Source organism: Saccharothrix coeruleofusca, assembly GCF_014648515.1.
GTDB classification, from domain to species: Bacteria; Actinomycetota; Actinomycetes; order Mycobacteriales; family Pseudonocardiaceae; genus Actinosynnema; species Actinosynnema coeruleofuscum.
This window is the reverse complement of sequence record NZ_BMRG01000015.1, coordinates 95,651-121,539: the sequence shown is the minus strand read 5'-3', so window position 1 is coordinate 121,539 and position 25,889 is coordinate 95,651. Positions and strand designations below refer to the sequence as shown.

20 protein-coding genes are annotated in these 25,889 nt (G+C 74.8%); 14 read left to right on the top strand and 6 right to left on the bottom strand.

Features of this window, described 5'->3' with window-relative positions; genetic code table 11:
• Positions 1-27 precede the first annotated feature (27 nt).
• Positions 28-2,475, bottom strand: coding sequence for an ATP-binding protein (locus IEZ00_RS28035; RefSeq protein ID WP_189226344.1), 2,448 nt, complete (start codon positions 2,473-2,475; stop codon positions 28-30).
• 193 nt (positions 2,476-2,668) lie between these two features.
• On the opposite strand from IEZ00_RS28035, the gene IEZ00_RS28030 reads away from it, so the two are divergent.
• A complete protein-coding gene (locus tag IEZ00_RS28030) occupies positions 2,669-3,541 on the top strand; it encodes a hypothetical protein (RefSeq protein ID WP_189226343.1) in 873 nt (290 codons plus the stop codon).
• A gap of 65 nt (positions 3,542-3,606) precedes the next feature.
• Here the strand turns inward: IEZ00_RS28030 and IEZ00_RS28025 are convergent, their stop codons facing one another.
• Positions 3,607-4,053, bottom strand: a complete 447-nt coding sequence (locus IEZ00_RS28025; RefSeq protein ID WP_229796162.1) for a hypothetical protein — start codon at positions 4,051-4,053, stop codon at positions 3,607-3,609.
• 202 nt (positions 4,054-4,255) lie between these two features.
• Here IEZ00_RS28025 and IEZ00_RS28020 point away from each other — a divergent pair, with 202 nt between their 5' ends.
• The 6 genes from IEZ00_RS28020 (at position 4,256) to IEZ00_RS27995 (ending at position 9,668) form a co-directional block, all read left to right on the top strand.
• Entirely contained in the window at positions 4,256-5,461 is a 1,206-nt protein-coding gene (locus IEZ00_RS28020; protein ID WP_189226342.1) for a glycosyltransferase, read from the top strand.
• 173 nt (positions 5,462-5,634) lie between these two features.
• Positions 5,635-6,138, top strand: coding sequence for a peptide-methionine (S)-S-oxide reductase MsrA (msrA, locus tag IEZ00_RS28015; protein WP_189226341.1), 504 nt, complete (start codon positions 5,635-5,637; stop codon positions 6,136-6,138).
• Positions 6,139-6,186: 48 nt separating this feature from the next.
• Complete coding sequence (locus IEZ00_RS28010) at positions 6,187-6,693, top strand: MOSC domain-containing protein (protein ID WP_189226340.1); 507 nt, start codon at positions 6,187-6,189, stop codon at positions 6,691-6,693.
• 48 nt (positions 6,694-6,741) lie between these two features.
• On the top strand, positions 6,742-7,173 hold the full coding sequence (locus IEZ00_RS28005) for a PPOX class F420-dependent oxidoreductase (RefSeq protein WP_189226339.1): 432 nt from the start codon (positions 6,742-6,744) through the stop codon (positions 7,171-7,173).
• Positions 7,174-7,209: 36 nt separating this feature from the next.
• A complete protein-coding gene (locus tag IEZ00_RS28000) occupies positions 7,210-9,051 on the top strand; it encodes a WD40 repeat domain-containing protein (protein ID WP_189226338.1) in 1,842 nt (613 codons plus the stop codon).
• Positions 9,052-9,071: 20 nt separating this feature from the next.
• Positions 9,072-9,668 carry a hypothetical protein gene (locus IEZ00_RS27995; RefSeq protein WP_189226337.1) on the top strand — a complete coding sequence of 199 codons (597 nt, stop codon included), beginning with the start codon at positions 9,072-9,074 and terminating at the stop codon, positions 9,666-9,668.
• Here the strand turns inward: IEZ00_RS27995 and IEZ00_RS27990 are convergent.
• Together IEZ00_RS27990 and IEZ00_RS27985 are read right to left on the bottom strand one after the other, a co-directional pair.
• The gene (locus IEZ00_RS27990; RefSeq protein ID WP_189226336.1) at positions 9,608-9,838 is read right to left on the bottom strand and encodes a hypothetical protein; all 231 of its coding nucleotides are present in this window, start codon (positions 9,836-9,838) and stop codon (positions 9,608-9,610) included. The genes IEZ00_RS27995 and IEZ00_RS27990 overlap by 61 nt on opposite strands.
• A gap of 67 nt (positions 9,839-9,905) precedes the next feature.
• The gene (locus IEZ00_RS27985; RefSeq protein ID WP_189226335.1) at positions 9,906-10,067 is read right to left on the bottom strand and encodes a hypothetical protein; all 162 of its coding nucleotides are present in this window, start codon (positions 10,065-10,067) and stop codon (positions 9,906-9,908) included.
• A gap of 152 nt (positions 10,068-10,219) precedes the next feature.
• On the opposite strand from IEZ00_RS27985, the gene IEZ00_RS27980 reads away from it, so the two are divergent.
• The 4 genes from IEZ00_RS27980 (at position 10,220) to IEZ00_RS27965 (ending at position 18,275) form a co-directional block, all read left to right on the top strand.
• Positions 10,220-10,999: an NYN domain-containing protein gene (locus tag IEZ00_RS27980; protein ID WP_189226334.1), complete on the top strand. Its 780-nt coding sequence runs from the start codon at positions 10,220-10,222 to the stop codon at positions 10,997-10,999.
• A 184-nt stretch (positions 11,000-11,183) separates the two neighbouring features.
• A complete protein-coding gene (gene rhaI / locus IEZ00_RS27975; protein ID WP_189226333.1) occupies positions 11,184-12,344 on the top strand; it encodes an L-rhamnose isomerase in 1,161 nt (386 codons plus the stop codon).
• A 32-nt stretch (positions 12,345-12,376) separates the two neighbouring features.
• Positions 12,377-14,416 carry a bifunctional aldolase/short-chain dehydrogenase gene (locus tag IEZ00_RS27970; RefSeq protein ID WP_189226332.1) on the top strand — a complete coding sequence of 680 codons (2,040 nt, stop codon included), beginning with the start codon at positions 12,377-12,379 and terminating at the stop codon, positions 14,414-14,416.
• A gap of 151 nt (positions 14,417-14,567) precedes the next feature.
• Complete coding sequence (locus tag IEZ00_RS27965; protein WP_189226331.1) at positions 14,568-18,275, top strand: S8 family serine peptidase; 3,708 nt, start codon at positions 14,568-14,570, stop codon at positions 18,273-18,275.
• Positions 18,276-18,314: 39 nt separating this feature from the next.
• On the opposite strand, the gene IEZ00_RS27960 is transcribed toward IEZ00_RS27965, so the two are convergent.
• Complete coding sequence (locus IEZ00_RS27960) at positions 18,315-21,293, bottom strand: AfsR/SARP family transcriptional regulator (RefSeq protein WP_189226330.1); 2,979 nt, start codon at positions 21,291-21,293, stop codon at positions 18,315-18,317.
• Positions 21,294-21,659: 366 nt separating this feature from the next.
• On the opposite strand from IEZ00_RS27960, the gene IEZ00_RS27955 reads away from it, so the two are divergent.
• Positions 21,660-22,280 (top strand): DJ-1/PfpI family protein, encoded by a 621-nt coding sequence (locus IEZ00_RS27955; protein WP_229796161.1) that lies wholly within the window; start codon positions 21,660-21,662, stop codon positions 22,278-22,280.
• A gap of 16 nt (positions 22,281-22,296) precedes the next feature.
• Here IEZ00_RS27955 and IEZ00_RS27950 read toward each other — a convergent pair whose 3' ends face one another.
• Positions 22,297-23,025, bottom strand: coding sequence for a zf-HC2 domain-containing protein (locus tag IEZ00_RS27950; protein WP_229796160.1), 729 nt, complete (start codon positions 23,023-23,025; stop codon positions 22,297-22,299).
• A 217-nt stretch (positions 23,026-23,242) separates the two neighbouring features.
• Between IEZ00_RS27950 and IEZ00_RS27945 the strand changes: the two genes are divergently transcribed.
• Positions 23,243-24,730, top strand: a complete 1,488-nt coding sequence (locus IEZ00_RS27945) for an ABC transporter substrate-binding protein (RefSeq protein ID WP_189226327.1) — start codon at positions 23,243-23,245, stop codon at positions 24,728-24,730.
• Positions 24,727-25,889, top strand: a 1,163-nt coding sequence (locus IEZ00_RS27940) for an ABC transporter permease subunit (protein WP_229796159.1), incomplete at its 3' end; no start/stop codon positions are given. The genes IEZ00_RS27945 and IEZ00_RS27940, both read left to right, overlap by 4 nt.

Genomic DNA, 25,889 nt, shown 5'->3' with positions numbered 1-25,889 from the left:
TCCAGGGGCGGCACCTGGCGACGGACCTCAGAACGCCTCGTACGGGCTCCGGCCGCCCGTCCGCGTGACGGACGAGCGCGGGCCGACGCGCTCCAGCTTGGCCCGGATGGCGTCCACCCGCTCCGCCGGACCACCCCGGTCGAGCAGCTCCACCGCACGTCGCCAGGTCTCCCGCGCCGCGTCCGGCTCGCCCGACTCCGCCAGCACGTCACCGAGGTGGTCGAGGGTGAAGCCCTCCTCGGGGCGGTTGCCGGTCTCCTGGAACAGCTCGGCCGCCCGCTGGTAGAACGTCCGGGCCAGGGCGTGGTCGTGCAGCCGGTGGTGCACGTGGCCCAGGCTGTCCAGGGTGTCCGCCGCGCCGTCCCGGTCGCCCAGCTCCAACTGGATGTCCAGGGCCTCGCGGCAGTAGCCGACGGCCTCCCGGTGCCTGCCCTGCATGCTCAGGCTCCAGCCGATGCTGTTGAGCGCCTTGGCCTGCCCGGCGGGGTGGGCGGCGGCCCGGTACCCGTCCAGGGCGAGCCGGGCGTGCCGCAGCACCATCGGGTACCTGCCGAACCGGTCGAAGACCTCGGCCAGGTTGAGCTGGGTGTGCGCCTGCCCGACCCGGTCGTCGAGCTCGGCATAGCGCACCAGGGCCAGCCGGAGCTGGGCCAGCGCCGCCTCCTCCCGATCCAGCCGCAGGTAGGCGCGGGCCAGGCCGCGGTGGGCGGCGGCCTGGCCCCGGCGGTCCCCGCCGCGCCGGGCGGCTCTGAGCGCCGCCTGCTCCGCGCACACCCAGTCGTGCCAGTACCCGGCGCGGTAGAGGTAGGTCGAGAGGGACCTCGCCAGCAGGTGCGCCTGCGCGTCGAAGCCCGCGTGCTCCTGCGCCAGGACCGCCAGCAGCACCCGGTGCTCGGCGGCGAACCAGGCCAGCGCCCGCGCGGTGTCGGGCACCTGCTCCGGGATCGCGCCCGCCGCCTGCTCGGGCAGCTCGGCGGTCACCCGGTACGGGTCGACCAGGCGGGCGGCCCGGTCCGCGGTGCGCAGGTAGTGGTCCAGCAGCCGATGGGTGGCGGCCCGCCGCTCCTCGGTGCCGTCGTGCTCCTCGGTCAGCTCCTCGGCGTACGCGCGCAGCAGGTCGTGGCGGGTGAACCGGCCGGGGCGGTGCTCGGTCAGCAGGTGCGCGTCGGCGAGGTCCCGCAGCAGCCGGCGCGCCTCGCGCGCGGGCACCCCGGCCAGGCAGGTCGAAGCCGCCGTGCCGACCTCCGGTCCGGGGTGCAGGCTGAGCAGCCGGAACAGCCGGGCCGCCGCAGGGGCCAGGCCGCGGTAGGACCAGGAGAACACCGTGCGCACGTCCACCGCCCGGTCGCTGCCCGCGAACACGTCCAGGGCCCGCGCCCCGGTCAGCTCGGCGGCCAGGTCGGCGAGGGAGAAGTCGGGGTGCGCGGCGGCCCGAGCGGCCACGATCGCCAGGACCAGGGGCAGCCCGGCGCAGGCGGCGGTGATCCGGTCGACGGCCTCGGGCTCGGCCAGCACGCGGTGCGGCCCGACGCGGTCGGCCAACACCGAACGCGCCTCGGCCGGGGGGAGCGGGTCCAGCCGCAGCGGGTGGGCGCCCTCCACCGCGACCAGGCTGGCGAGGCGGTCGCGGCTGGTCACCAGTGCCAGGCAGCCCGCCGAGCCGGGCAGCAGCGACCGGACCTGCTCGGCGTCGCGCGCGTTGTCCAGCAGCACCAGCACCCGCCTGCCCGCCAGCAGGCTGCGGTACAGGCCGGCCTGCCCGTCGGGGGTGGTGGGGACCTCGCGCGGCGGCACCGCGAAGGCGTCGAGGAAGCCGCGCACGGCCTCGGCGGGCGCCAGGGGCGAGCCGGGGCCGTAACCGCGCAGGTCGACGTAGAGCTGCCCGTCGGGGAACCGGTCGGCCACCCGGCGGGCCCAGTGCAGGGCCAGCGCGGTCTTGCCGATGCCCGCGGTTCCGCCGATCGCGGAGACCACCACCGCGCCACCGGGCTCGGCGGCGTCCTCGGCGATCCGGTTCAGCGCCGCCAGCTCGGCCGTCCGCCCGGCGAAGTGCCGTGGTGCCGCGGGCAGCTGCCGGGGCACCACGACGCGCTCCGGTGTGGTCTCCGGGGCGTGCCGGTCCAGCTCGGCGCGGGCGGAGGCGGCCAACCTGCTCGCGGCGCGCGCGCCGTCGACCGCGCGCAGCATCCGCAGGTGCCGCGCGGCCCACCGGTCCAGGTCCACCGCGGTCGGGGGCAGCGCCACGCCGGACTGCTCGGCGTGCGCGGCGCAGGCGGTCACGAACGACGCGACGAACTCCCACTCCGGTAACGACCGGGCGTTGAGCTTGTCGCTGATCGTGCTGCGGGGCAACGGGTGCGGCAGGGCGGCGGTCAGCGCCGCCAACCGGTTCAGCGAAGGCGCCCCGGCTCGGTCGCGCAGCCGCTTCAGCTCGTCGACGAACCGGGTGAGCGCCGTGCGCCCGGCATCGGTCATCACCCGTGCGCCTTCCTGTCCGGTCGGCCGGGGCGATCCTCGGACAGCTCGGACACCCCCGTCAAGTCACCGGGGGCACGCTGCGGCGACGTCCCCGAGGTGTCCGGGATTCCGCCGTCATGGCCGGACCTGCCGCAGAGTTCTCCCCGGAACCGAGCGGACAGCCCGGAGTCGAGCGGACAGGAGGTGCGGCATGGGCAGCAGGTCGTGGAAGGCGGCACTGGTGGCGGGGGTGGTCGTCGCGACACCCGTGGTGCTGCCGGTGGCGTCGGCGCGGGCGGTCACCGCGATCACCGTCGAGACCGAGCAGTCGCCGTCCAACTCGCAGGCGAGCAAGACGATCACGGTCGACTGCCCGACGGGCACCTTCCTCTACGGTCCCGGCGGGGGCATCGACGGGGGAGCGGGCAGCGTCACGCTGGAGTCGGTCGTGCCGGAGGGCAGCCCGCCGTTCCGGGCGCGGGTGACGGCGGTCGAGCTGGGCGCGTTCAGCGGCAGCTGGAGCGTCTCGGCGTGGGCCAGTTGCGGGCCGCTGACCACGAACCTGCAGGTCGTCCCCGCGAGCACGGCGTCGAGCACCGCCACCACAAAGGAGGTGTCGATGTCGTGTCCGGGAAGCCGGGCGCTGTACGGGACCGGCTTCCGCACCAGCGGCGGCAGCGGCAGCGTGCTCGTGCACGACGTCATCCCCGGCACCTCCGTGGCACCGAAGAGCGTCACGGCCCGCGCCACCGCGCGGCCGGGGCTCACGCCCGGCTGGCGGTTGGACGTCTTCGGCGTCTGCGCCAACGCGGCGCCCACGATGAGGGTCGAGCAGGCCACGACCACGCCGGGCTCCGCTTCGACCAGGGGCGTCAGCAGGGTCTGCCAGCAGAGCGGGACGCGCGCGCACGGGGTGGGCGTCCAGACGATGAGCGAGGCGTCCCCCGGTGACGCCGTCGACGGCAGGATCGCGCTGAGCACCACGGCCGCGCTGACCACCACCTCGGGCAGTGCGGGGGCCGCCGAGAACGGTGCGGTGGCGGACAACTGGCAGCTCAGGACCTACGTCATCTGCTCGGACTGAGCCGGGGTGACCGGGGGAGGGGGCGTTCCGGGTCACGGCCCGGAACGCCTCCCGGCGCGTCCGGCTCAGCCGGAGCGCTTGACCTCGGCGATGTAGGTGTTGGACGCGGGCAGGTAGCTGAGCACCAGCGCCGCGACGGCGATCGCGCAGCTGACGTAGCCGAACGCGGTGGTGCCCTGGTCGGTCAGCACGGCGGCCAGTTGCAGCAGCGTGATCACCGTGAGCACGACCCTCGCCCAGTTGCGCCCGGCTTTGAGCTTGAACGACAGCCACAGGTAGACCAGGCCGACCAGGACCATCACGCCCGCGCTGAACGCCATCGTGACGGTGGTCGCCTGCTCCGCCTGCTCGGCGGTCATCTCCGGGTTCGCGGTGCGCACCGCGTCGACGAGCTCCTGCCGGGCGCCGAGCAGGAACGCCACGCCCGCGAACGCGGTGACCGTGGAGAACAGGAAACCGAAGAACGCGGCGATGATCGTGGCCGGGGGCGATGTCTTCGTTGTCGTCACCATGATCGGCAGCGTAGGGCGGCGGCGAAGTGGTTGCAGCGCAAGCGAAAGCTGTCTAGTACTTTCGGCCGATGCGGCGCGTGCCGCGTTTCTCCCCATTGGAACGTATAGCGCGGGGTCGGTCTTGTGGCAAGCCCCCCGGAGTACCCCAGAATCCGTTTCCGCGAACGGGTTCGCTCGCATTCTCGTCCGAAGGGAAATCCTGATGCGTGTCCTGCTGTCGACCATCGGCTCGCGCGGCGACGTGCAGCCGCTGCTGGCGCTGGCGCTGGAGCTGCGGCGGCTCGGCCAGGAGGTGCGCGTGTGCGCGCCCCCGGACTTCGGCGACTGGATCGGCGGTCTCGGCATCCCCTTCACACCGGTCGGGCCCGAGCTGCGGTCGACCGCGAAGCCCGGCCCGTCGTCCCCGCCCTCGCCGCGGCAGCGGCGCCACATGGCCGAGGCGACGATCGCCGCGCAGTTCGACGCCGTGCTGGCGGCGGCGGAGGGCTGCGACGTCATCGTGGCGGCCACGGCGCTCCAGGTCGCCGCGCGCTCGGTGGCCGAGCGGCGGGGGATCGGTTACGTCTACGCGGGCTACTGCCCGGCGGTCCTGCCCTCCCCGCACCACGCGCCGCCGGTCATGGGGACGCTGGGCGAGACCCCGGCGCGGGAGGACGACCACCGCGGGCTCTGGGAGGCCGATGCCCGGCGCTACAACGATCTTTGGGGCGCGGCTCTCAACGCGCACCGGACGTCGCTGGGCCTGGCCCCGGTCGACGACGTGCGCGGCCACATGCTCACCGACGCGCCCTGGCTCGCCGCCGACCCGACCTTGGCGCCGTGGCCGGGGGCCCCGGACTTGGAGGTGTTCCAGCCGGGGGCCTGGCTGCTGCCGGAGCGGCGGTCGCTGCCCGCCGGGTTGGAGGTCTTCCTCGACACCGGTGAACCGCCGGTGTACTTCGGCTTCGGCAGCGTCCGCGCCCCGGAGGGGCTCGCCGAGGCGATGGTCGGGGCGGCGCGGGAGCTCGGCCTGCGCGCGATCGTCCTGCGGGGGTGGGCGGGGTTGTCGCTGCCGGACGACGGTGCCGACTGCGTGTCGGTCGGGGAGGTGGACCAGCGGTCGCTTTTCCGGCGGGTGGCGGCCGTCGTGCACCACGGTGGCGCGGGGACCACCACCACGGCCGCTCTGGCGGGGGTGCCGCAGGTCGTCGTCCCGCAGCAGTACGACCAGCACTACTTCGCCCGGCGGGTCGGCGAACTCGGCATCGGGGTCGCGCACCCGCCCGTCGTCCCGACGGTCGACTCGCTGGCCGAGGCGCTGGAACGGGTGCTGCGACCGGAGGTGAGGACCCGCGCCGAAGCCGTCGCCCGCGCGGTGCGCACCGACGGCGCGCGGGTCGCCGCGCACCGGTTGACCACTTTGGGCTGAACGGGAGGTAGTCACGCGCTCGCTGGCGGGGGACGGGTGGTACTTGCAGGCGTGGGGCCGTCGCCGCTTGAGGCCCCGCGCGGGGCGCGGATCACAGCCCCGGCGGGGATGATGAGGAGGGCGGGAGCGTTCAACTGGGTGGAAGCGACCGGATCGAGGAGCGGAGCGAGCACATGGCCACTGTGACCGAGAGGGCTGTCCTGGCGGGTGGTTGTTTCTGGGGCATGCAGGACCTCTTCCGCCGCCACCCCGGCGTCGTCTCCACCAGGGTCGGTTACACCGGCGGCGACGTCCCCAACGCCACCTACCGCAACCACGGCACCCACGCCGAGGCCATCGAGATCGTCTTCGACCCGGCCCAGTTGAGCTACCGCCAGGTCCTGGAGTTCTTCTTCCAGATCCACGACCCGACGACGCGCGACCGCCAGGGCAACGACATCGGCACCAGCTACCGCTCGGCGATCTTCTACGACGGCGACGAGCAGAAGCGGATCGCGGAGGCCACCATCGCCGACGTGGACGCGTCGGGCAAGTGGCCGGGCAAGGTCGTCACCGAGGTCACCCAGGTCGGCGACTTCTGGGAGGCCGAGCCGGAGCACCAGGACTACCTGGAGCGCTACCCCAACGGCTACACCTGCCACTACGTCCGGCCCGAGTGGCAGCTCGGCGAGCGCTGAGGACGAGCGCTGAGGACGGGCGCTGAGACGGGCGCTGAAGGTGAGCGCTTGACCACGGCGGTGGAGGTCGTCGCGCTGCACGTCTCGTCCGTGCACGCCTACGAGGGACGGCCCGGTGACGGGCCGCGCCCCGACCCCGAGCCGGTCGCCCGCGACCGGGTGGTGGTGCGGGCGGGTCTGGGCCTGGTCGGCGACCGCTACTTCAACCACCCGGCGCACCGCTTCGCCGCGGTCACCGTCTTCGCCGCCGAAGCGCTCGACGCCGTGGCGGACGAGCTCGGGCTGGCCACCGCGCCCAGTCCGCTGGTCGTGCGGCGCAACGTCGTCCTGCGCGGGTTCGACGTGGACGGGCTGGCCCGGCACGACGTGTTCGCCCTGGACTCCGGCGACGGCCCGGTGCGCTTCGAGGCGCACCGGGCCGCCAACCCGTGCGCGTGGATGGACGCCGTGATCGCGCCGGGGGCCTTCAAGGCGCTGCGCGGGCACGGGGGAGTGCGCTGCGTCCCCCTCGACGACGGTGTGCTCCGGCTGGGCCCGGCGACCCTGCTCACCTGATCGCGCCATGATGGGTGATCAGGTCCGCGAGTCCTCGGAGGAGCCGACATGACCGAAGCGCCGTTCAACCCCCGCGACCTGCTCGCGGAGAGCCGACTCGGCGTTCTTGCCACGATCAAGTCCGACGGCAGGCCCCAGCTGTCGCCCGTCATGCCCTTCTACGACCGGCGCGCCGACGTCATCTACGTCTCGATGACCGAAGGGCGGGCCAAGACGGTGAACCTGCGCCGGGACCCGCGCGCCACGCTGGAGGTCACCAGCCCCGACGGCTGGGCGTGGGCCACCGCCGAGGGCGTGGCGACGCTCACCGGGCCGGGGACCGACCCGCACGGCCCCGAGGTCGAGGCGCTGGTGGACTACTACCGCCGCGCCGCCGGGGAGCACCCCGACTGGGACGAGTACCGGTCGGTGATGGTGGCCGATCGCCGGGTGCTCATGGTGATGACGGTCGACCACGTCTACGGGGCCAGGATCCGCTGACCCGTTCCTGTCGTACCGCTGTGGTAGATCGACTCCGTGCACAGCAGAGAACGGGAAGAGCCGCTGGTGCTGGCGAGCCCGCACCGGGGGCCGGTCACCGCCTTGACCGCGGTCCGCGCGGCGGACGGCCGCGCGGTGCTGGTCAGCGCGTCCGGTGACGGCGCGGTGCGCCGGTGGGACGCGACCACCCTGGAAGCGCTGGACGACCCGCCGGGCGGTGCTGGGTGGCCGTGGTCGTTGACCGCCGCCACTGCCGATGGCCGCGCGGTGGTCGTCGGCGGCTTCCAGGACGGCCGCCTGGCGCGGTGGGACGCGACCACCGGCGAGCGGCTGGCGGGACAGGCCCGCACCGGGTGGGTGCGGGCCTTGGCGGTCGTCGGCCGGGTGGTGTTCAGCGCCTCCGACGACGGCGAGGTGCGCCGGTGGGACGCGCTGACCGGGGAACCGGCGGGTGACCCGCTGCCGGGTCGCCCGTCGTCGGTGTGGTCCCTGGTCGCGGTCGAGCAGGCGGACCGCTCGGTGGTCGTGGGTGGTTTCGCCGACGGCGCGCTGTGGCGGTGGGACGCGGTGACGGGACAGCCGCTGGGGGAGCCGGTGACCGGCCACACCGGGCCGGTGCGGGCGCTGGCGGCCGTGGGGCCGGTGGTGTTCAGCGCCTCCGACGACGGCGCCGTGCGTCGTTGGGACGCGATGACCGGGCAGCCCCTGGGCGAGCTGAGCGGCCACACCGCAGCTGTGCTGTCGCTGGTCCCGGTCGAGGTGGACGACCGCGTGCTGCTGGTGGGCGGCTGCCGCGACGGCGGTGCGGTCCGCTGGGACGCGCGGACCGGTTCGCCCGTCGGGGAAACCCTCGCCGAGCACGTCGCCCCGGTGCGGGCGTTGGCGGCTGTCGAGTCGGTGGTGTTCAGCGGCTCCGATGACGGCAGGGTGTGCCGGTGGGACGTGCTGACCGGGCAGCGGACGGCTGAGCTGAGCGGCCACACCACGCACGTGCAGCAGATGTGCACCACCGAACTGCCCGACGGCCGGGTCCTGCTCGTCAGCACGGGCGACACCACGGTGCGCCGCTGGGACCTGAGCACCGGCCACCCGGTGGGACGCCCGATCGTGAGCGACACCGCCGGGGCCTGGGCGGTCCACTGCTCCGGCTCGCTGGTCGTCAGCGGCGGCAAGGACCGCGTGGTCCGCCTGTGGGACGCCGCGACCGGCGAACCGAGGGGGGAGCTGACCGGCCACACCGCGACGGTGACCTGCGTGCTGGCGTTCGACCTGGACGGCCGCACCCTGGTCGCCAGCGGTGACCAGGACCACTTCATCCGGCTCTGGGACGCGGGGACGGGGCGCTCCCTCGGCGTGCTCACCGGGCACACCAACAACCTGAACTCGCTGACCGCCGTCGTGGTCGAGGGCCGCACGCTGCTGGTCAGCAGCTCCTACGACCACACCCTGCGCCGCTGGGACGCGGCGACCGGCGAGCCGGTGGGCGAGCCGATCACCGACAGCGGGCTCTGGGGCCCGGCGGCGGCCGCCACCCTGGACGACGGACGCGTCCTGCTGGCCTGCGGCGGCGACCGCGGCACCTTCCGCCGCTGGGACGCGGCCACCGGCGAACCGGTGGGCGAGCCGATGCCCGGCCACCACCCCCGCTACTCGATCACCTCCGTGGCCACGGCGCGGGTCGGCGGGCGCCCGGTGTTCGTCAGCGGGGACCCGCGGGGCACGGTGCTGTGCTGGGACGCGGAAACCGGCCTGCCCATCGGTGAGCCGATCACGTGCGGCGAGACGAAGGCCGTGACCGCGCGCGGCACGTCCGACGGCTTGGTGATCGCCATCGCCTCGCGCGACGCGCGCATCGCGGTGCGGCGGGTGAACTCGTGACCAGCGGTGCGGGAGAACACGTGGAGATGCGACAACTGCTGTGGCGGCTGGGCGACCGGTTCGTCGACGACCCCAAGCCCGCCTGGTTCGACCACGCGGGCGACCTCGTCGTCGTGCGGGGCGAGGTCGTCTGGGAGACCCCCGACGTCACCGACGGGGCGGTCTACCACGAGCTGCCCGCGGGCACCTACCCCGTGTACGTGGGGACCAACGCCTCACCTGGTGACGACTGGAACCCCGACACGTTCCGCTACGACGTGCGCGCGGTGGTGATCCCACTGGCGGAACCGGGGCGGATCGCCGAGGCGGACTGGGACGTCGAGGACTACGGCGGGGGCTTCCAGTTCGTCGAGGACTACGCCGTCCTGTGGGACGGCCAGGCGATGCGCGCACCGAGTCTGACCGGTGCCGCGTCCTCGTTCTTCGAGGACGCCCGCGACGCCATCGCGGCGAGGGGACCGCACTTCCGGCGGGACAACTGGGCCACCGTGGTCCTGGACGAGGAAACCGGCGCCAACGCCTTCGTCTTCCCCGTGAGCGGCGAGAGCGTCAACGGCTACGAGATCCTCGACGAGGACGAGAACGTGCTCTGCCTGGTGCTGACCACCCACGAGTGACGTCGGGCGTGCTGGAGGATCGCGTCGGCGACGACGCGGTGGACGGCGGCGGGCAGGCAGTGGCCGAGCCCGCCGACCCCCAGCAGCCGGGCGCCGTGCAGCAGCCGCCAGAGCTCCACGCGGCGCTCCACTTCGGACTCCTCGTCCTCGGCCCGCTCGGCCGGCGCCATCAGCTTCTCCAGGCGCTCGCCGTGCTCCGGCCGGGGCGGTCGGTGGTGCCCATGTCGAGCGCGCCGGTCAGGGCCGGGGTGAGGGAGCGCAGGCGGTCGGCGTGGTCGACGGCCAGCCCATCGCCGAGGCGTTGGCGCCCATGACCAGCAGCACCGGCGGGTGCGCGGGATCGCCCAGCGCCTGGCTCCAGAGCCGGACGTCCCCTGCCTGGACGAAGAGCTCCGCCACGGTGCCTCCTGAAAACCCCGACCAGCGGGGGGCGACGCTACCGACGCCGCGATCGCCGCCAACCCGTTTGCACATCGGCGGACTCGTCGCCCGCCGTCGGTGCCACACTGGCGCGGTCGGAGTCCGGCCCGCCCGGTGGTCGAGGAGGTCGTGTGGTCGACGTCGACGCGAGCACCGCCAAGCTCGCGGTCCTCATCGACGCGGACAACGTCCGCCCGCTGATCGCGGAGGCGCTGCTGGCCGAGGTCGCCAGGTACGGCACGGCGCACGTCAAGCGCGCTTACGGCGACTGGACCGGGACGAACCTGCGGGGGTGGAAGGACCGGCTGCTGGCGCAGTCGATCCAACCCGTCCAGCAGTTCGCGTACACCAGCGGCAAGAACGCCACCGACGCGGCGATGGTCATCGACGCCATGGACCTGCTCTACACCGGGCGCTTCGACGGGTTCTGCCTGGTGTCCAGCGACAGCGACTTCACCCGACTGGCCGCGCGCCTGCGCGAGTCGGGGCTGACCGTGTACGGCTTCGGCGAGCGCAAGACGCCCGCGCCGTTCGTCGCCGCCTGCGACAAGTTCGTCTACTTCGAGAACCTCGGCTACCCGCAGGACGCGCCGGAGCCCGCCGGTCCCGTGGTCGGGCCTCCGGGCAGGGCGCGGCTGGAGCTCGACGACGTGCTGACCGGCCTGCTGCGCAACGCGGTCGAGGCCGCGTGCGGTGAGGACGGCTGGGCGCCGCTGGCGAACGTCGGCCACATCATCATCCAGCAGCGCCCCGACTTCGACTCCCGCAACTACGGCTTCGGCAAGCTCAACACGCTGATCGCGGCCACCGGGCTGTTCGAGCTGGAGCGCCGCGTCGCCAGCGACGGCAAACCGGTGGTCATCTACGTCCGCGACGCGCGGAACCGGCCGCAAGAGGTCGCCCACGACTGAACAGCGCGAGTCCTCGCACCACTGGCGGCAGTAGGTGTTGAAACGTCACAACTCTGATGAGCACTCTGTCTGACCAGTTCAGAACGAATGTGCTGAGTGCTTTGCTGAAGCCGCACCAGTAGTTGTGAAACGTTTAAATGCTCGCTACCGTCGGGCTGCCGAGAACCTCTGGAGAGGAGCCGGGATGTCGCCGCAGGACGCGCTGCGCGGGCTGGACGGGTTCACCATCGAGGTGCCCAGCTGGGCGTACGGCAACTCGGGCACGCGCTTCAAGGTGTTCACCACCCCCGGCGTCCCCAGGGACCCGTTCGAGAAGATCGCCGACGCCGCTCAGGTGCACGCGCTGACCGGCCTGGCCCCCCGCGTCTCGCTGCACATCCCGTGGGACCGGGTGGAGGACTACCAGCGGCTGCGCGTCCACGCCGAGGAGCACGGGGTGCGGATCGGCGGGATCAACTCCAACCTCTTCCAGGACGAGGACTACAAGCTCGGCTCGCTCACCCACGCCGACCCGCGCGTGCGCGACAAGGCCGTCGCGCATCACCTCGACTGCGTAGACGTCATGCGCGCGACGGGTTCGACGGATCTGAAGCTCTGGCTGCCCGACGGCACCAACTACGCCGGGCAGGATTCGCTGCGCGCCCGGCAGGACCGGCTGGCGGAGTCGCTGGAGCGGATCTACGCGGCGCTGGACCCCGATCACCGGCTGCTGCTGGAGTACAAGTTCTTCGAACCGTACTTCTACGCCATGGACATCCCGGACTGGGGGACCGCGCTGCTGCACTGCCAGGCGCTGGGACAGCGGGCGCAAGTCGTGCTCGACACCGGCCACCACGCGCCGGGCACCAACATCGAGTTCATCGTGATGCAGCTGCTGCGCGCCGGACGCCTGGGCGCGTTCGACCTCAACTCCCGCTTCTACGCCGACGACGACCTGATCGTCGGCTCCGCGGACCCGTTCCAGCTGTTCCGCGTCATGGTCGAGATCGTGGCCACCGACGCGCACCTGCCCTCCTCCGGGGTCAACTTCATGCTCGACCAGTGCCACAACATCGAGGACAAGGTGGCGGGCCAGATCCGCTCGGTGCTCAACGTCGAGCAGGCGCTGGCCAAGGCGCTGCTCCTGGACGCCGGGGCGCTCGCCGCCGCGCAGGCGGCCGGTGACGTGATCGGCGCGCACGACGTGCTGATGGACGCCTTCCACACCGACGTGCGGGGCCTGCTGGCCGACCGCCGCGAGGCCCGCGGCCTGCCACGCGACCCGATGGCCGCCTACCGCGCCTCCGGCTACGCCGCCAGGATCGCCGCCGAGCGCGTCGGCGGCACCCAGGCCGGTTGGGCCTGACCCCGTCCCCGTCTGCCGAGGAGCCGCCCGAGATGACCGACGACACCACCGCGGCGCGGCTGGTCGCCCGCTCGAACCTGCTGGGCGCCGACCCGCGCAACACCAACTTCGCGGGCGGGAACACCTCCGCGAAGGGGGTGGGCACCGATCCGGTGACCGGACGGGAGGTGGAGCTGCTGTGGGTCAAGGGCTCCGGTGGCGACCTGGGCACGCTGACCGAGCGCGGGCTGGCCGTGCTGCGGCTGGACCGGCTGCGCGCCCTGGTGGAGGTCTACCCCGGTGTCGAGCGCGAGGACGAGATGGTCGCCGCGCTCGACCACTGCCTGCACGGCCGGGGCGGGGCGGCGCCGTCGATCGACACCGCCATGCACGGACTGCTCGACGCGCCGCACGTGGACCACCTGCACCCCGACGCCGGGATCGCGCTGGCCACCGCGGCCGACGGGGCGGAGCTGACCCGGCGGTGCTTCGGCGACCGGGTGCTGTGGGTGGACTGGCGCCGTCCCGGTTTCCAGCTGGGGCTGGACATCGCGGCGGTCCAGCGGGCCAACCCGCGCGCGATCGGCTGCGTGCTGGGCGGGCACGGGATCACCGCGTGGGGTGAGAGCTCCGAGCAGTGCCAGGAGCACTCGCTGGAGATCATCCGCGCGGCCGAGCGGTTCCTGGCCGAGCACGGCGCGGCCGAGCCGTTCGGCGCGGTGGTGCCCGGCCACGAGCCGCTGCCCGCGGCCGAGCGCCGCGCCAGGGCGGCGGCTCTGCTGCCGGTCGCGCGCGGCCTGGCCTCGACCGACCACCCGCAGGTCGGGCACTTCACCGACGCCCCGGCCGTGCTGGACTTCCTGGCGCGGGAGAAGCTGGGGCCGCTGACCGAGCTGGGCACCTCCTGCCCGGACCACTTCCTGCGCACCAAGGTCAAGCCGCTGGTGGTCGACCTGCCCGGCACGGCGGGCGTGGACGAGGTCGTGGCGCGGCTCAAGCACCTGCACGCCGCCTACCGCGAGGACTACCGCGCCTACTACCGGCGGCACGCCACCCCGGACTCGCCGCCGATGCGCGGCGCGGACCCGGCGATCGTGCTCGTGCCCGGCGTGGGCATGTTCTCCTTCGGGCGCGACAAGCAGACCGCGCGGGTGGCGGGCGAGTTCTACGTCAACGCCATCAACGCCATGCGCGGGGCGGAAGCGGTGTCCGGTTACCGCCCGATCCCCGAAGCGGAGAAGTTCCGCATCGAGTACTGGGCGCTGGAGGAGGCCAAGCTCCGGCGCAGGCCCGCGCCCAAGCCGCTGGCCACGCGCGTGGCACTGGTCACCGGGGCCGCTTCGGGCATCGGCAGGGCCACCGCCGAGCGGTTGGCCGCCGAGGGCGCCTGCGTGGTCGTCGCCGACCTCGACGCGGACCGGGCCGCGGCGGTGGCCGAGGGGATCGGCGGCACCGACGCGGCGGTGGGCGTGGCCGTGGACGTCTCCGACGAAGCGGCCGTGGCGCGCGCCTTCACCGAGACCGTGCTCGCCTTCGGCGGGGTCGACCTGGTGGTGAACAACGCGGGGCTGTCGATCTCCAAGCCGCTGCTGGAGACCACGGCGCGGGACTGGGACCTCCAGCACGACGTGATGGCCAAGGGCTCCTTCCTGGTCTCCCGGGCCGCCGCCGGGATGATGGTCGAGCAGGGCATGGGCGGCGACATCGTCTACGTCTGCAGCAAGAACGGCGTGTTCGCCGGACCCCACAACATCGCCTACGGGGCCACCAAGGCCGACCAGGCCCACCAGGTGCGCCTGCTGGCCGTGGAGCTGGGTGCGCACGGCATCCGGGTCAACGGCGTCAACCCCGACGGCGTGGTGCGCGGCTCGGGCATCTTCGCCGGGGGGTGGGGCGCGCGGCGCGCCGCCGTCTACGGCGTGCCGGAGGAGGAGTTGGGGGCCTTCTACGCCAAGCGCACCCTGCTGGGGCGCGAGGTGCTGCCCGAGCACGTCGCCGCCGCGGTCTTCGCGCTCACCGGCGGCGACCTGTCCCGGACCACCGGCCTGCTCGTCCCGGTCGACTCCGGCGTGGCCGCCGCGTTCCTGCGCTGACCCGCGGACCTGGTGACTCAGCGTCACGACCGCTTGCTCCCAACAGGTTGTCCGCGCAGCGAACGACAACCTGGCGCAGCTCAAGGGCGTCTGTGCGTGGGCGAGGGACGACGAGCCCTCCTGACGCACTGGGGTGTGTATGAAACGACGAATGCGGCTGCTCGCCGTCGCGGCACTGGTGGCCGCGGCGACGACAGCACCGCTGGGAGCGGGCAGCGCGGGGGCGGTCCCGGCGCAGGGCGCGCGGACGGGGACGGACGGGCAGTGGGTCACCCTGGTCACCGGGCACCGCGTGCTCGCCTCGCGCACCGCGCAGGGCCGCTGGTCGGTGCTCACCGAGCCGTCGCGGGACGGCCGGGCCACCGCTTTCCTCCAGTACGGCAAGCGCCGCGGCGCGGAGACCGACTTATACGTGCTGCCGGCGGAAGCGGTGGCGCTGGTGCGGGCCGGGGTGCTCGACGCCGAGCTGTTCAACGTCTCCGGGCTGATCCGGCAGCGCTACGACGACGCCCGCAGCGACACCGTGCCGCTGCTGGTCGAGTACCCGGACGCCGCGGTGGCCACGGCCCCGCCGGGCGCCGCCGTCGAGCGGCAGATCCCGGACCTGCGGCTGGCGGCCGTCGCCGAGCACAAGGTCGACGCGCGCCACTTCTGGTCGGCCGTCACCGGCGGCGGGACCAGCGGCGCGCGGCTGGCGGGCGGTCCCACCCGGATCTGGCTCAACGCGCGCGTCGAAGCGGCGCTGGACGCCAGCGTCCCGCAGGTCGGCGCGCCCGCCGCCTGGCAGAACGGCCTGACCGGCCAGGACGTCACGGTGGCCGTGCTGGACACCGGCTACGACGAGCGGCACCCCGACCTGGCCGACCGGGTCACCACGAGCCGGGACTTCAGCGGCAAGGGCAACGCCAGCGACGGTGACGGGCACGGCACGCACGTCGCCTCCACCATCGCGGGCTCCGGCGCGGCCTCGGGCGGCCGGTACAAGGGGGTCGCGCCGGGCGCCAAGCTGGCCGTCGGCAAGGTGCTCGACGACTCCGGCTCCGGCCAACTCGACGACGTCATCGCGGGCATGCGGTGGGCCGCGGCCGAAACCGGGGCCAAGGTGGTCAACCTCAGCCTGGGCACCGGTCCCACCGACGGGACCGACCCGGTGGCGCAGGCGGTCAACACCCTCAGCGCCCGGCACGGCACGCTGTTCGTGGCGGCGGCCGGGAACTCGGGCAGCCCGGAGTCGGTCGGCAGCCCCGCCGCGGCCGACGCGGCGCTCGCGGTCGGCAGCGTCACCAAGTCCGGCGCGCTGTCGGACTTCTCCAGCCGCGGACCGCGGCTGACCGACGGCGCGGTCAAGCCGGAGATCGCCGCGCCCGGCTCCGACATCGTCGCGGCCAGGGCCGGGCAGGGCCGGATCGGCGAGCCGGTGGACGAGCACCACACCAGGCTGTCCGGCACCTCCATGGCCACGCCGCACGTCGCGGGCGCGGCGGCGATCCTGGCCCAGCAGCACCCGGACTGGACCGGTGACCAGCTCAAGGCTGCGCTGGTGGGCACGGCCGCACCGGTGGCGGGCGCGGGCGTGCTCGCCGTGGGCGGCGGCCTGCTGGACGTGGCCAGGGCGACCACCCAGCGGGCGAACGCCTCACCCGCCGCGGTCAACGCCTACCTGGCGTGGCCGGACACCCAGCCGCAGCGGCGCGCGGTGACCTACACCAACACCGCAACCACGCCGCTGACCCTGGCGCTGGAACTCGACCTCGCCGACGGTGACGGCAAGGCGTCCCCCGCCGGGCTCGCCGCGCTGTCCGCGTCCTCGGTGACCGTCCCGGCGGGCGGCGTCGCGGAAGTCGAGCTGATCCTGACCCCCCGTTCCGGCGCGCCCGGCGTGCACAGCGGGGTGCTCACGGCCACCTCCGCCGACGGGGCGGTCCGGCTGCGCACCCCGGTCGGGGTCCACGACGAGCCGGAGAAGCACGACCTCACCCTGTCGGTGCGCAACCGCGACGGCGCGCAACCCGCGCCGCAGGACAGCGCCGTGGTCATGGTGACCGACGTGGACAGCGGCGAGGTGTGGTTCGGCCAGGTGCCGAGCACGACCCGGCTGCCCGCGGGCAGGTACTCCGTGATGGGCTCGGTCGAGACCCCCAGGCCGGACGCGCCGCCCGCGACGAGCACGTTCGTCGACCCGGACGTGCGGCTGTCGAGCGACACCGAGATCGTCTTCGACGCGCGCGAGGGGCAGCGGGTCTCGCGCACCACCGACCAGCCCGCGGCGCGCGGGGGCGTGCAGACCACGCGGTTGCAGACCTCGACCGCCAACCCCGAGCGGCCCTCGACGAGCTTCGTCGTCATGTCCGACCCCCGGTTCAGCGAGCTGTACGCGCAGTCGGCGCGGCGCGAACCCGCGCCGTGGTTCGGCTACGCGGACAACCTGCGGCTGGAGGAGCCCGGCCTGGAGCTGTTCGCCGAGCAGCCGCAGCGGTTCGAGGTGCCCGCGAACTGGCTGAGGGGCTCGCCTGAGCCCACCGGCACCCAGCGGCTGGCCGCCGTGCACGGCGGCCAGGGCACGCCCGAGGACCTGGCCGGGATCGACGCCCACGGCAAGCTGGTGGTGCTGGAGCTGCCGGGGGAGCTCACCTACGAGGAGGTCTACCGGCGCATCCGGGCGGTCAAGGACGCGGGCGGCAAGGCGGTGGCGGTCGGCGTCCTGGAGCGGACGGCGCTCGCGGCCGCGCTCGACGACGAGTCCCCCGCCGCGCTGCCCACGTTGCACGTGCACGACAAGCCGGGCCAGCGGTTCGCCGACCTGGTCCGGGCGGGTGGGGTGACGGCGAGCTACACCGCCCGGACGGCCAGCGCCCACCGCTACGAGCTGTCCTACCCCTCGCAGGGGCAGCTGCCGCCGCGGCTGACCACCGTGGCCAGGACCGCCGACCTCGCCGCGGTGCGCATGGCCTACCACGGCGGCACGCCGGAGGAGCCGCCCACCGCCTCGGCCTGGGTGGAGGCACTGGGCGGCCGGATCGGCACCCAGTGGAGCCTGCCCGTCCCACCGCACGCCGAGCGGGTCGAGCACTTCACGCCGGGCCGCTGGCACGTCGAGGTCGGCGGCTGGTGGGCCGCCTCGGGCCGCGCCCGCGAGGTGATGACCCTGGAGGGCGGCAAGTCCTACCGGATGCGGTGGCACGCGGCGGTGGCCGCACCGCGGTTCACCGGCACCACCAGCAACGAGCTCGGCGAGGACCACCCGTGGGCCTGGCGCGTCGGCAACAAGCTCGACATCACCGTGCCGTTCTTCACCGACGCCGACGGGCACGCCAGGGCGGCCGAGCCGTTCTTCGGCTACGACCGGGGGTCGACCGCGCTGCACCGCGACGGCCGGGTCGTGGGCACGCAGGACCAGCCGGGCATCGCGGTGTTCGCGGTGCCCGACGGGGAAGCCGAGTACCGGCTGACCGCCGACGTCAGCCGCGAGCAGCCGTGGTGGCCGCTGTCGACGAAGGTCAGCGGCAGCTGGACGTTCCGCTCCGGGTTCCGCCAGGGACCGGGCAGGCCGCTCCCGCTGCTCTCGGTGGGCTTCGCGCCCGCCGTGGACCTGGGCAACGCCGCGCCCGCCGGGCCGTTCTCGTTCCCGGTCGCGCTGCACCGGCAGGACGCGGTCCCCTCGGCCGAGTCGGTGGAGCTGGAGGTCTCCTTCGACGACGGGGGCACTTGGGCGCCCGTGCCGCTCAGCCGTGACGGGGAGCGCTGGACGGCGACCGTCACCAACCCGGACAGCGGTTTCGCGTCGTTGCGCGCCAAAGCCGCCGACACCGAGGGCAACGCCGTGGAGCAGACCGTGATCCGGGCTTACCGGATCGGCTGACCCGTGGTGGGCGGGCCGCGTGCCCGCCCACCACCGCCGTCACGGGGCGGGCAGGGACGCGAGGGCGCGGCGTATCCGCTCCTCCACCGGAGCCCCGATCTCGTCGTAGACGGCGATCGCCCGCGTCCAGTGGTGCCGCGCCGTGGCGGGGTCGCGGTCGGCCACCGCGGACGCGATGCCGTCGTGGGCCCTGGCCTCCTCGTGGCGGTGCCGCGCCCGCACCGCCAGCGCCAGCGCTTCGCGGTGCAGCGAGAGGGCGCGCGCCGCGTCGCCCTCGGCCAGGTGGACCACACCGAGGTTGTTGAGCACCGCGCTCTCCGCCGCCCGGTCGCCGACCGCGCGGATCAGCCGCAGCGCCTCCCGGTGGTGCTCCACCGCCTCCTCCCGGCGGCCCAGCGCGCCCAGCGCGGTGCCCAGCCCGGTCAGCGCGTTGCCCGTCACCCAGTGGTCGCCCTCCTCGGTCAGCACCAGCGCCTCCTGGAACGCGGCCACGGCGTCGTCGAGGCGACCCAGTCGCTTCCGCACGATGCCCACGTTGATCAGCACGATCGCCTCGGCCCGGCGCTCGCCGGACTCGCGGAACCTGACCAGGGCGCGCTGGTAGTGGTCCAGCGCCTCCTCCAGGCGGCCGAGCACGTCCAGCACGTTGCCCAGGTTCTGCAGCGCCACCGCCTCGCCCCGGTGCTGCCCGGTGCCCTGGCGCAGCGCCAGCGCCTGCCCGAAGTGCCGCAGCGCGTCGTGGTAGCGGCCGACCCGCTCCTCGATCAACCCCCGCAGGTTGAGCAGCTCGGCCTCACCTGACCGGTCGCCGGAGCGGCGGTACAGGGTCAGCGCCCGGCCGCTGTGCTCCAGCGCCTCGTCCAGCCTGCTGGTCAGCCAGCAGACGATGGTCAGGCCCTTGCGGACCTCGGCCTCGGCGCGCTCGTCCGCCAGCTCTCGGGCCGCCTCCAGCGCCGCGCCGTGCGTGCGCAGCCAGTCGTCGACACGCCCCCGGATGTCGAAGAAGTACTGCAACGCGCACGGCAGCCGCCAGGCGTGCTCGTACCACCCGTGCGCCGCCGCGTGCGCCGCGCTCGCGAGGAGGTTGTGGTACTCGGCGTCCAGCCACGCCACCGCCGCCGCCCGGTCGGGGAACTCCGACGCGCCGGACCCGCGCGGGTCGACCAGCGCCATCGCCGAGGCGGCCTTGGCCAGGTAGTGGTCGAGGCACCGGGTGGTCGCGGCCCGGCGCTCGACCTCGTCGTCGGCCGCGCGCGCCACCTCGTCGGCGTAGGCGCGCAGCAGGTCGTGCTGCTGGTAGCGGCCGGGCCGGTGGTGCTGCACCAGGTTGGCCTCCGCCAGCTCGGTCAGCGCCGCGCGGGCCTCGTCCTCGCCGACGCCCGCGAGCGCGGCGGCGGTGGCGATCGCGATGTCGGGTCCGGGGTGGTCGGCCAGCCTGCGGAACAGCCGCGCGGAGCCGGGGGACGGGCAGGCCCGGTAGGACCACGAGAACACGCTGCGCAGGTCGGTGTCCGCGCTGTCGCTGGTGGACAGCGCGGACAGCAGCCGCCGCTCCGCGTTCAGGTCCGCCACCAGCGTCGCCAGCGGCAGGCCGGGCTCGGCGCTGGCCCGCGCCCCCGCGATGCACAGCGCCAGCGGCAGGTGCGCGCACCGCCGGGTGATCTGCTCGACGGCCTCGGCCTCGGCGGCGACCCGGCCCCAGCCGACGAAGGTCGCCAGCAGGTCGCGCGCCTCGGCGGCGTCCAGCGCGTCCAGCCTGATGTGGTGGGCGTGCTCGCGCGCCACCAGCCCGCTCAGCTGCCGCCTGCTGGTGACCAGGACCGGGCAGCCCGCGTCGTGCGGCAGCAGCGCCCGCACCTGGTCGGTGTCGCGGGCGTTGTCCAGCACCAGCAGCATCCGCTTGCCCTCCAGCAGGGAGCGGTACAGCGCCGCCCTGGCCCCCGGTTCGGCGGGCACCGCGTGCGCGGGCACCCCGAAGGCGTCCAGGAACCCGCGGATCGCCTCCTCCGGCGACAGCGGCGCGCCCGCCGGGTCGAACCCGCGCAGGTCCGCGTACAGCTGGCCGTCGGGGAACCGGTCGCGGTTGCGGCGCGCCCACGACACCGCCAGCGACGTCTTGCCCACGCCGGGGATGCCGGTGACGCAGGCGATCGACACCGCGTCGTCGTGCCGCGCGGCGTCCTCCGCCCACGCGGTCAGCGCCTCCAGCTCGCCCGCCCGGCCGACGAAGTGCCGGACCGCGCTGGGCAGCTGGTGGGGCTTGGCCGTGGCCGGGGACGGCTCGCGGACGGCCAGCGCCCGGTCCGCGCCGAGGATGCGCCGGTGCATGTCCTGCAGCTCCGGGCCGGGGTCGACGCCCAGCTGCTCCGCCAGCTCGTCGCGCACCCGCCGGTAGTGCTCCAGCGCCTCGGCCTGGCGTCCGCTGCGGTAGAGCGCGAGCACCAGCTGCCCCGCCACCCGCTCGTCCAGCGGGTGCGCGGCGGCGCGCGCCACCAGGTCCGGCACCAGCTCGGCGTGCCTGCCCCGGCGCAGCAGCGCGTCGGTGTGGTCGAGCAGGGCGGCCCAGTGCTCGCGCTCCAGCGCGGCGCGGACCTCGTTGACCCACCGGGTGTCCAGCCCGCTGAACGGCTCGCCGCGCCACAGCTCCAGCGCCTGCCCGTACAGCTCGTCCGCCTGCCCGCCCGCCGCCCGCGCCCGCTCGACCAGCCCGCGGAACCGGTGCAGGTCCACCGCGGCCGGGTCGACCTCCAGCACGTACCCGCCCGCCCGGCGGACGATCCCGACCTCGTCCCCGAGCGCCTTGCGCAGTCGCGTGAGGTACGTGCGCAGCGTCTCCTTGGCCCGCAGCGGCACCCGGTCACCCCACACCCGGTGCACCAGTTGGTCGGCGCTGACCGGCTCCCGCGCGTCCACCGCCAGCGCCACCAGCACGCAGCGCTGCTGAGCCGCGCCGAGGTCGACCTCCCGCCCGCCGACGCGTGCCCGCACGTGCCCCAGCAGCCGGATGTCCACCGCCACCCCGTGTCCCCTCGTTCGGTACCGAAACGGTCTAGCACAGTCGTGACCTGCGGAGTCAATGTTTCGTCAACGTTGCGCCCACCGGCAACGGGCATCCTGGTGCACGTCGGGCGACCGACGCCCGGCGGGGGACGAGGGGAGATGTCCGATGCGGGCACGTGACGGTGTGGACTGGGGGATCTGAGACCGCACGACTGGGGGGTGGGCCGGCTGACCGTTGACCCGGGTCAGCCGGCCCGCGTGTTCGTCCCCGGAACCGATCGGCTCCCGCGTCCGACCTCTGTGGTGATGGCAACCCAACGGAGGTCAGCAGTGGAGCGTCGTACTTTCCTGCGTGCGTCAGCGCTGTCGGTGGGCGGTGTGGCGATGGCCGCCCCGGTGGCGTCGGCGGCCAACCCGCTGCGGGTGCAGGTGCTGGTGTTCGACGGCGTGGAGGAGCAGGACTTCGCCGGGCCGCTGGAAGTGCTGGGCGTCGCCGGGCGCAGGAGCAACGGCGCGCTGACCAGCACGCTGGTCACCCCCGGCAGGCCGGGCGCCGTCACCTGCAGCTTCGGCACGCGGCTGGAGGTGGCCAAGGGGTGGTCGCCGCACGAGGCGGACGTCCTGGTGGTGCCCGGCGGCGGCTACGGCACCCAGAGCGGGGTCCGGCGGTTGATGGCCGACCAGGACTTCCTGCGCCGCCTGGCCGCCGCCGACGTGCTGCTGGCGGGCATCTGCACCGGTGTCATGGTGCTCTCGGCGGCGGGGCTGACCAGGGGCCGCAACGCCACCACCCACACCCTCGCCAGGGCGGACCTGGCCGCGCAGGGCGCGAACGTCATCAACGCCCGCGTGGTCGACGACGGCGACCTGATCACCGGCGGCGGCATCACCTCCGGCCTGGACGTGGGGCTGTGGCTGGTGGAGCGCTTCCTCGGCGCGAAGCAGGCGCAACTGGTGGAGACCCTCCTGGAGTACGAGCGCCGCGGCACCGTCTGGCGGGCCTGACCAGCGGGACCAGCGGTCAGGCGACCCGCCGGTGGGTCGCCGTGGGACGCAGGTGCCGGAACCGGCCGCGGCGCTGCCCCTGGTGCCCGGTCGGTTCACCGCCGTGGCCGTCGGCGCGGTCGTGGTCCTCGTCGTCGTGCCGCGCCGGGGTGCCGGGCGTCGGCTGGGAGCGGTGCGCGCGGGCCACCAGGTGCAGCAGGACCAACCCGGCCAGCAGCGGCAGGTGGGAGGCGACGCGGGCGACCGTCGCGGTGCCTTCGACCAGGTCGTGCACGGAGAACGCGAGCAGCACGGCGACGAACCCGCCCAGGGTGGGCAGCAGCCCCGCCGCGCGGTGGACGCGCACGGCGGCGGCCAGCAGGCCGACGCCCAGCGCCAGGTTCCAGGCGGCGCCCTCGTTGAACAGGTGGTCGGCGAAGCCGTGGCCGCCGTGGCCGCTGGTGGCTCCGGCGAGCAGCTGCGCCAGCGCCACCCACAGCTGGACCAGCGCGACCGCGGCCAGCGCCAGGCGCGGGGTCAGGGCGACGTGCCGCGGCGGCGCGGCGGCCAGCACCGCCTCCACCAGGTCCGGCGAGGGCTGCGCGGGGCGGACGCGGATGCTCCTGGTCAGCGCCTGGGCTCGGGTGTTCCAGTGCGCGCAGGCGGCGCACCCGGCCAGGTGCGCGTCCACTTCGGCGTCGGGCGCGGGCCCGGCCTCGCCGTCCATGCGGGCCGAGAGCGCTTCGCGGCACGTTTCGCAGTCCACGTCCCCATGGTCGCCCGATCCGGCGTGCGAGTCCCCGTCGGGGTGTGGTTGCGATCCGGAATCGTGATCGCAGCGGTGGAGCTGAGCGCCGAGTCGGCCGCACTCGTCCGGCGGGGGCGGCTGCCCTGCCGGTATGGTCCAAACCACAACGACTATGAAAACGGTTATCGCCTGCATAAGGTGAGGGCTCCCCGTCGCCGACCCACCAGGTGCCCCCATGCGCGCTCCCACCCCGCTCGTCCTGGCCATGACCGCGGCGCTGCTCGCGTCCGGGTGCTTCGCGGGCGACCCCGCGGCGGACGCGGGCGCCTCGAACGGCCGCATCAAGCTCGCCATGCTGCAACCGCCCCGCTCCGGCCTGTCCCCGCTCAGCGACGACGCGTTCAAGCTCTCCCGCTGGTCCACCGCGGAAACCCTGGTCACCCTCGACGCCGAGGGCACCGCGCTGCCCGGCCTGGCCACCGGCTGGCAGCGGATCTCCGACCGAGCCTGGGAGTTCACCATCCGCGCCGGGGTGTCCTTCCACGACGGCACCGCGCTGACCCCGGCCGCCGTCGCGAACAGCCTCGACCGCGCCACCAACGCCTCACCCAAGCCGCGCATCCTCGACGGCGTCTCGCTCACCGCGCAGGCGCGGGAGGGCTCGGTCGTGGTCACCACCGGCGAGCCGGACCCGCTGGTGCCGCACCGGCTCTCCTCGCCGCAGCTGGCGATCCTCGCGCCGAGCGCCTACACCCCGGACGGGCGCGTCAGCCCGGTCGGCACGGGCACCGGGCCGTTCCGGCTGGTCTCGGTCAACGGCACCACCACCGCCACCCTCGACCGCTTCGACGGCTACTGGGGCGAGCGGGCGCGGGCGGCGGGCATCGACGTGTCCTTCGTGCCCGACGGGGCCGCCCGCGCCGCCGCCATCCGCAGCGGCGAGGCGCACATCGCCGAGGCGGTCCCGGTGTCCCAGGCCGCGCTGCTGGACCCCGCCACCATCACCGAAGTCCCCATGCCGCGCACCAACACCCTGTACCTCAACACGCGGTCCGGGCCGTTCCGCGACGCCGGGCTGCGCGCCGCGGTCCGCGAGGCCGTCGACGCCGACGAGATCGTGCGCGCGGTCTACGAAGGACGCGCCGACCGCGCGGAGGGCCTGCTCGGCCCCGCGCTGCCGTGGGCGGCGGCCGGACGCGCGCCGCTGGCTGGGCGGACCGCGCCCGCCCAGCCGCGCGGCGCCGCGATCACCCTCGCCACCTTCTCCGACCGCGCCGAGCTGCCCGAGGTCGCCTCGGTGGTGCAGCAGCGGCTGGAGGACGCCGGGTTCACCGTCACCCAGGTGGTGCGCGAGTACGCGCACATCGAGCAGGACGCGCTGGCCGGGAAGTTCGACGCGTTCATCCTGTCCCGCGCGACCGTGCTCGACTCCGGCGACCCCGTGGCGTACCTGAAGTCGGACTTCACCTGCGACGGCTCGTTCAACCTGTCGGGGCTGTGCGACCCGGCCGTGGACGAGCTGGTGCGCGCGGCGGCGGCCACCGAGGCGGGCGACGCCCGCAGGGCGGCCGTCCTGGCCGCCGAGGCGGCCGTGCTGCGCACCGACGCGGCCATCCCGATGCTGCACGAGCGCGTCATCCAGGGCGACGCGACCTCCGTCGCGGACTCGGCCAAGGACCCGCGCGAGCGGACCCTGGTCACCACCGCGACCCACCTGAGGTGAGCGGGCTCGCGGCGGCCGCCACCCGCGTCACCTCGGTCGCCGCCGTGGTCGTGGTGGTGGGCCTGGTGCCGTGGCTGGCCGGGCGCGACCCGGCGCTGTCGGTGCTGCGCGCCCGCGCGGGCGAGCAGGAGCCGACCGAGGAGGCGCTGGCCGCCGTGCGCCGGGAACTGGGCCTGGACGCGCACCCGGCCGCGCTGTTCGGCGACTGGTTCGCGGGCGTGCTGCGCGGCGACGCCGGTCGGTCCTGGGTCAGCGGTGACGCCGTGCTGCCGTCGGTGCTGTCCGCGCTGGGGGTCTCCACGACGCTGATGGCCGCCGCCCTCGCCGTCGCGCTGCCCACAGCCGCCGCGCTCTTCGCGCGGACGCTGGTGCGCGGCGCACGGGGGGTGCCGCACCGGGGCAGCGGGGCGGCCGCCGCGGTGCTCGCCGCGGTCCCGGAGTTCCTGCTCGCCGCCGTGCTGCTGGTGGTGGGCGCGGTGTGGCTGGACTGGCTCCCGCCCTACGGCTGGCAAGCGCCCCGGCACGCGGTGCTGCCCGCGCTGGCGCTCGGCATCCCGGCCGGGGCCGTGCTGGGCCGCCTCGTCGACGACGCCCTGCTGCCGGTCTTCGAGGAGCGCTGGGTGGTGCTGTGGCGGTCGTGGGGCTGCGCGCCCCCGGTCATCGCCCGCGCCGCGCTGCGCCGCGCCCTGCCGCCCGTGCTGCCCCAGCTGGGACTGGTCGCCGTCGGGCTGACCGGGGGAGCGGTCGCGGTCGAGGCGGTGTTCGCCGTGCCGGGCCTGGGCCGCACCGCGCTCGGCGCGGCCGAGGCGCAGGACCTCCCGCTGCTCCAGGCGTCCGTGCTCGCCCTGGTCCTGCTCGGCACCGCGGGTGGCGTCGTCACCGCCGTGGCGCGCCGCCGGGCCCTCGGGCCCGCGCTGCGCGCCGCCGCCCTGCCCGCCCCGCCGCCGGTGGTGACCGCCGGGGGGCGCGGGCACCGCGTGGTGGTGGCCGCCTCCGCGGCGGTGCTCGCGCTCGTCGTCGGGTGCGGGCTGCTGGGCGAACCGCTCCGCCTGGACACCGCCGCCCGCCTCGCGGCGCCGAGCTGGGCGCACCCCCTGGGCACCGACGCGCTCGGCCGGGACGTGCTCGCCCGCGTCGGCCACGGCGCGCTCGCCACGCT

What these genes read in the sequence shown, in the direction of transcription:
- IEZ00_RS28035 (WP_189226344.1), bottom strand. Translation starts at nt 2,475, where the DNA reads ATGACCGATGCCGGGCGCACGGCGCTCACCCGGTTCGTCGACGAGCTG.
- IEZ00_RS28030 (WP_189226343.1), top strand. Translation starts at nt 2,669, where the DNA reads ATGGGCAGCAGGTCGTGGAAGGCGGCACTGGTGGCGGGGGTGGTCGTC.
- IEZ00_RS28025 (WP_229796162.1), bottom strand. Translation starts at nt 4,053, where the DNA reads ATGGTGACGACAACGAAGACATCGCCCCCGGCCACGATCATCGCCGCG.
- IEZ00_RS28020 (WP_189226342.1), top strand. Translation starts at nt 4,256, where the DNA reads ATGCGTGTCCTGCTGTCGACCATCGGCTCGCGCGGCGACGTGCAGCCG.
- msrA (WP_189226341.1), top strand. Translation starts at nt 5,635, where the DNA reads ATGGCCACTGTGACCGAGAGGGCTGTCCTGGCGGGTGGTTGTTTCTGG.
- IEZ00_RS28005 (WP_189226339.1), top strand. Translation starts at nt 6,742, where the DNA reads ATGACCGAAGCGCCGTTCAACCCCCGCGACCTGCTCGCGGAGAGCCGA.
- IEZ00_RS27990 (WP_189226336.1), bottom strand. Translation starts at nt 9,838, where the DNA reads ATGGCGCCGGCCGAGCGGGCCGAGGACGAGGAGTCCGAAGTGGAGCGC.
- rhaI (WP_189226333.1), top strand. Translation starts at nt 11,184, where the DNA reads ATGTCGCCGCAGGACGCGCTGCGCGGGCTGGACGGGTTCACCATCGAG.
- IEZ00_RS27970 (WP_189226332.1), top strand. Translation starts at nt 12,377, where the DNA reads ATGACCGACGACACCACCGCGGCGCGGCTGGTCGCCCGCTCGAACCTG.
- IEZ00_RS27965 (WP_189226331.1), top strand. Translation starts at nt 14,568, where the DNA reads ATGCGGCTGCTCGCCGTCGCGGCACTGGTGGCCGCGGCGACGACAGCA.
- IEZ00_RS27955 (WP_229796161.1), top strand. Translation starts at nt 21,660, where the DNA reads ATGGCCGCCCCGGTGGCGTCGGCGGCCAACCCGCTGCGGGTGCAGGTG.
- IEZ00_RS27945 (WP_189226327.1), top strand. Translation starts at nt 23,243, where the DNA reads ATGCGCGCTCCCACCCCGCTCGTCCTGGCCATGACCGCGGCGCTGCTC.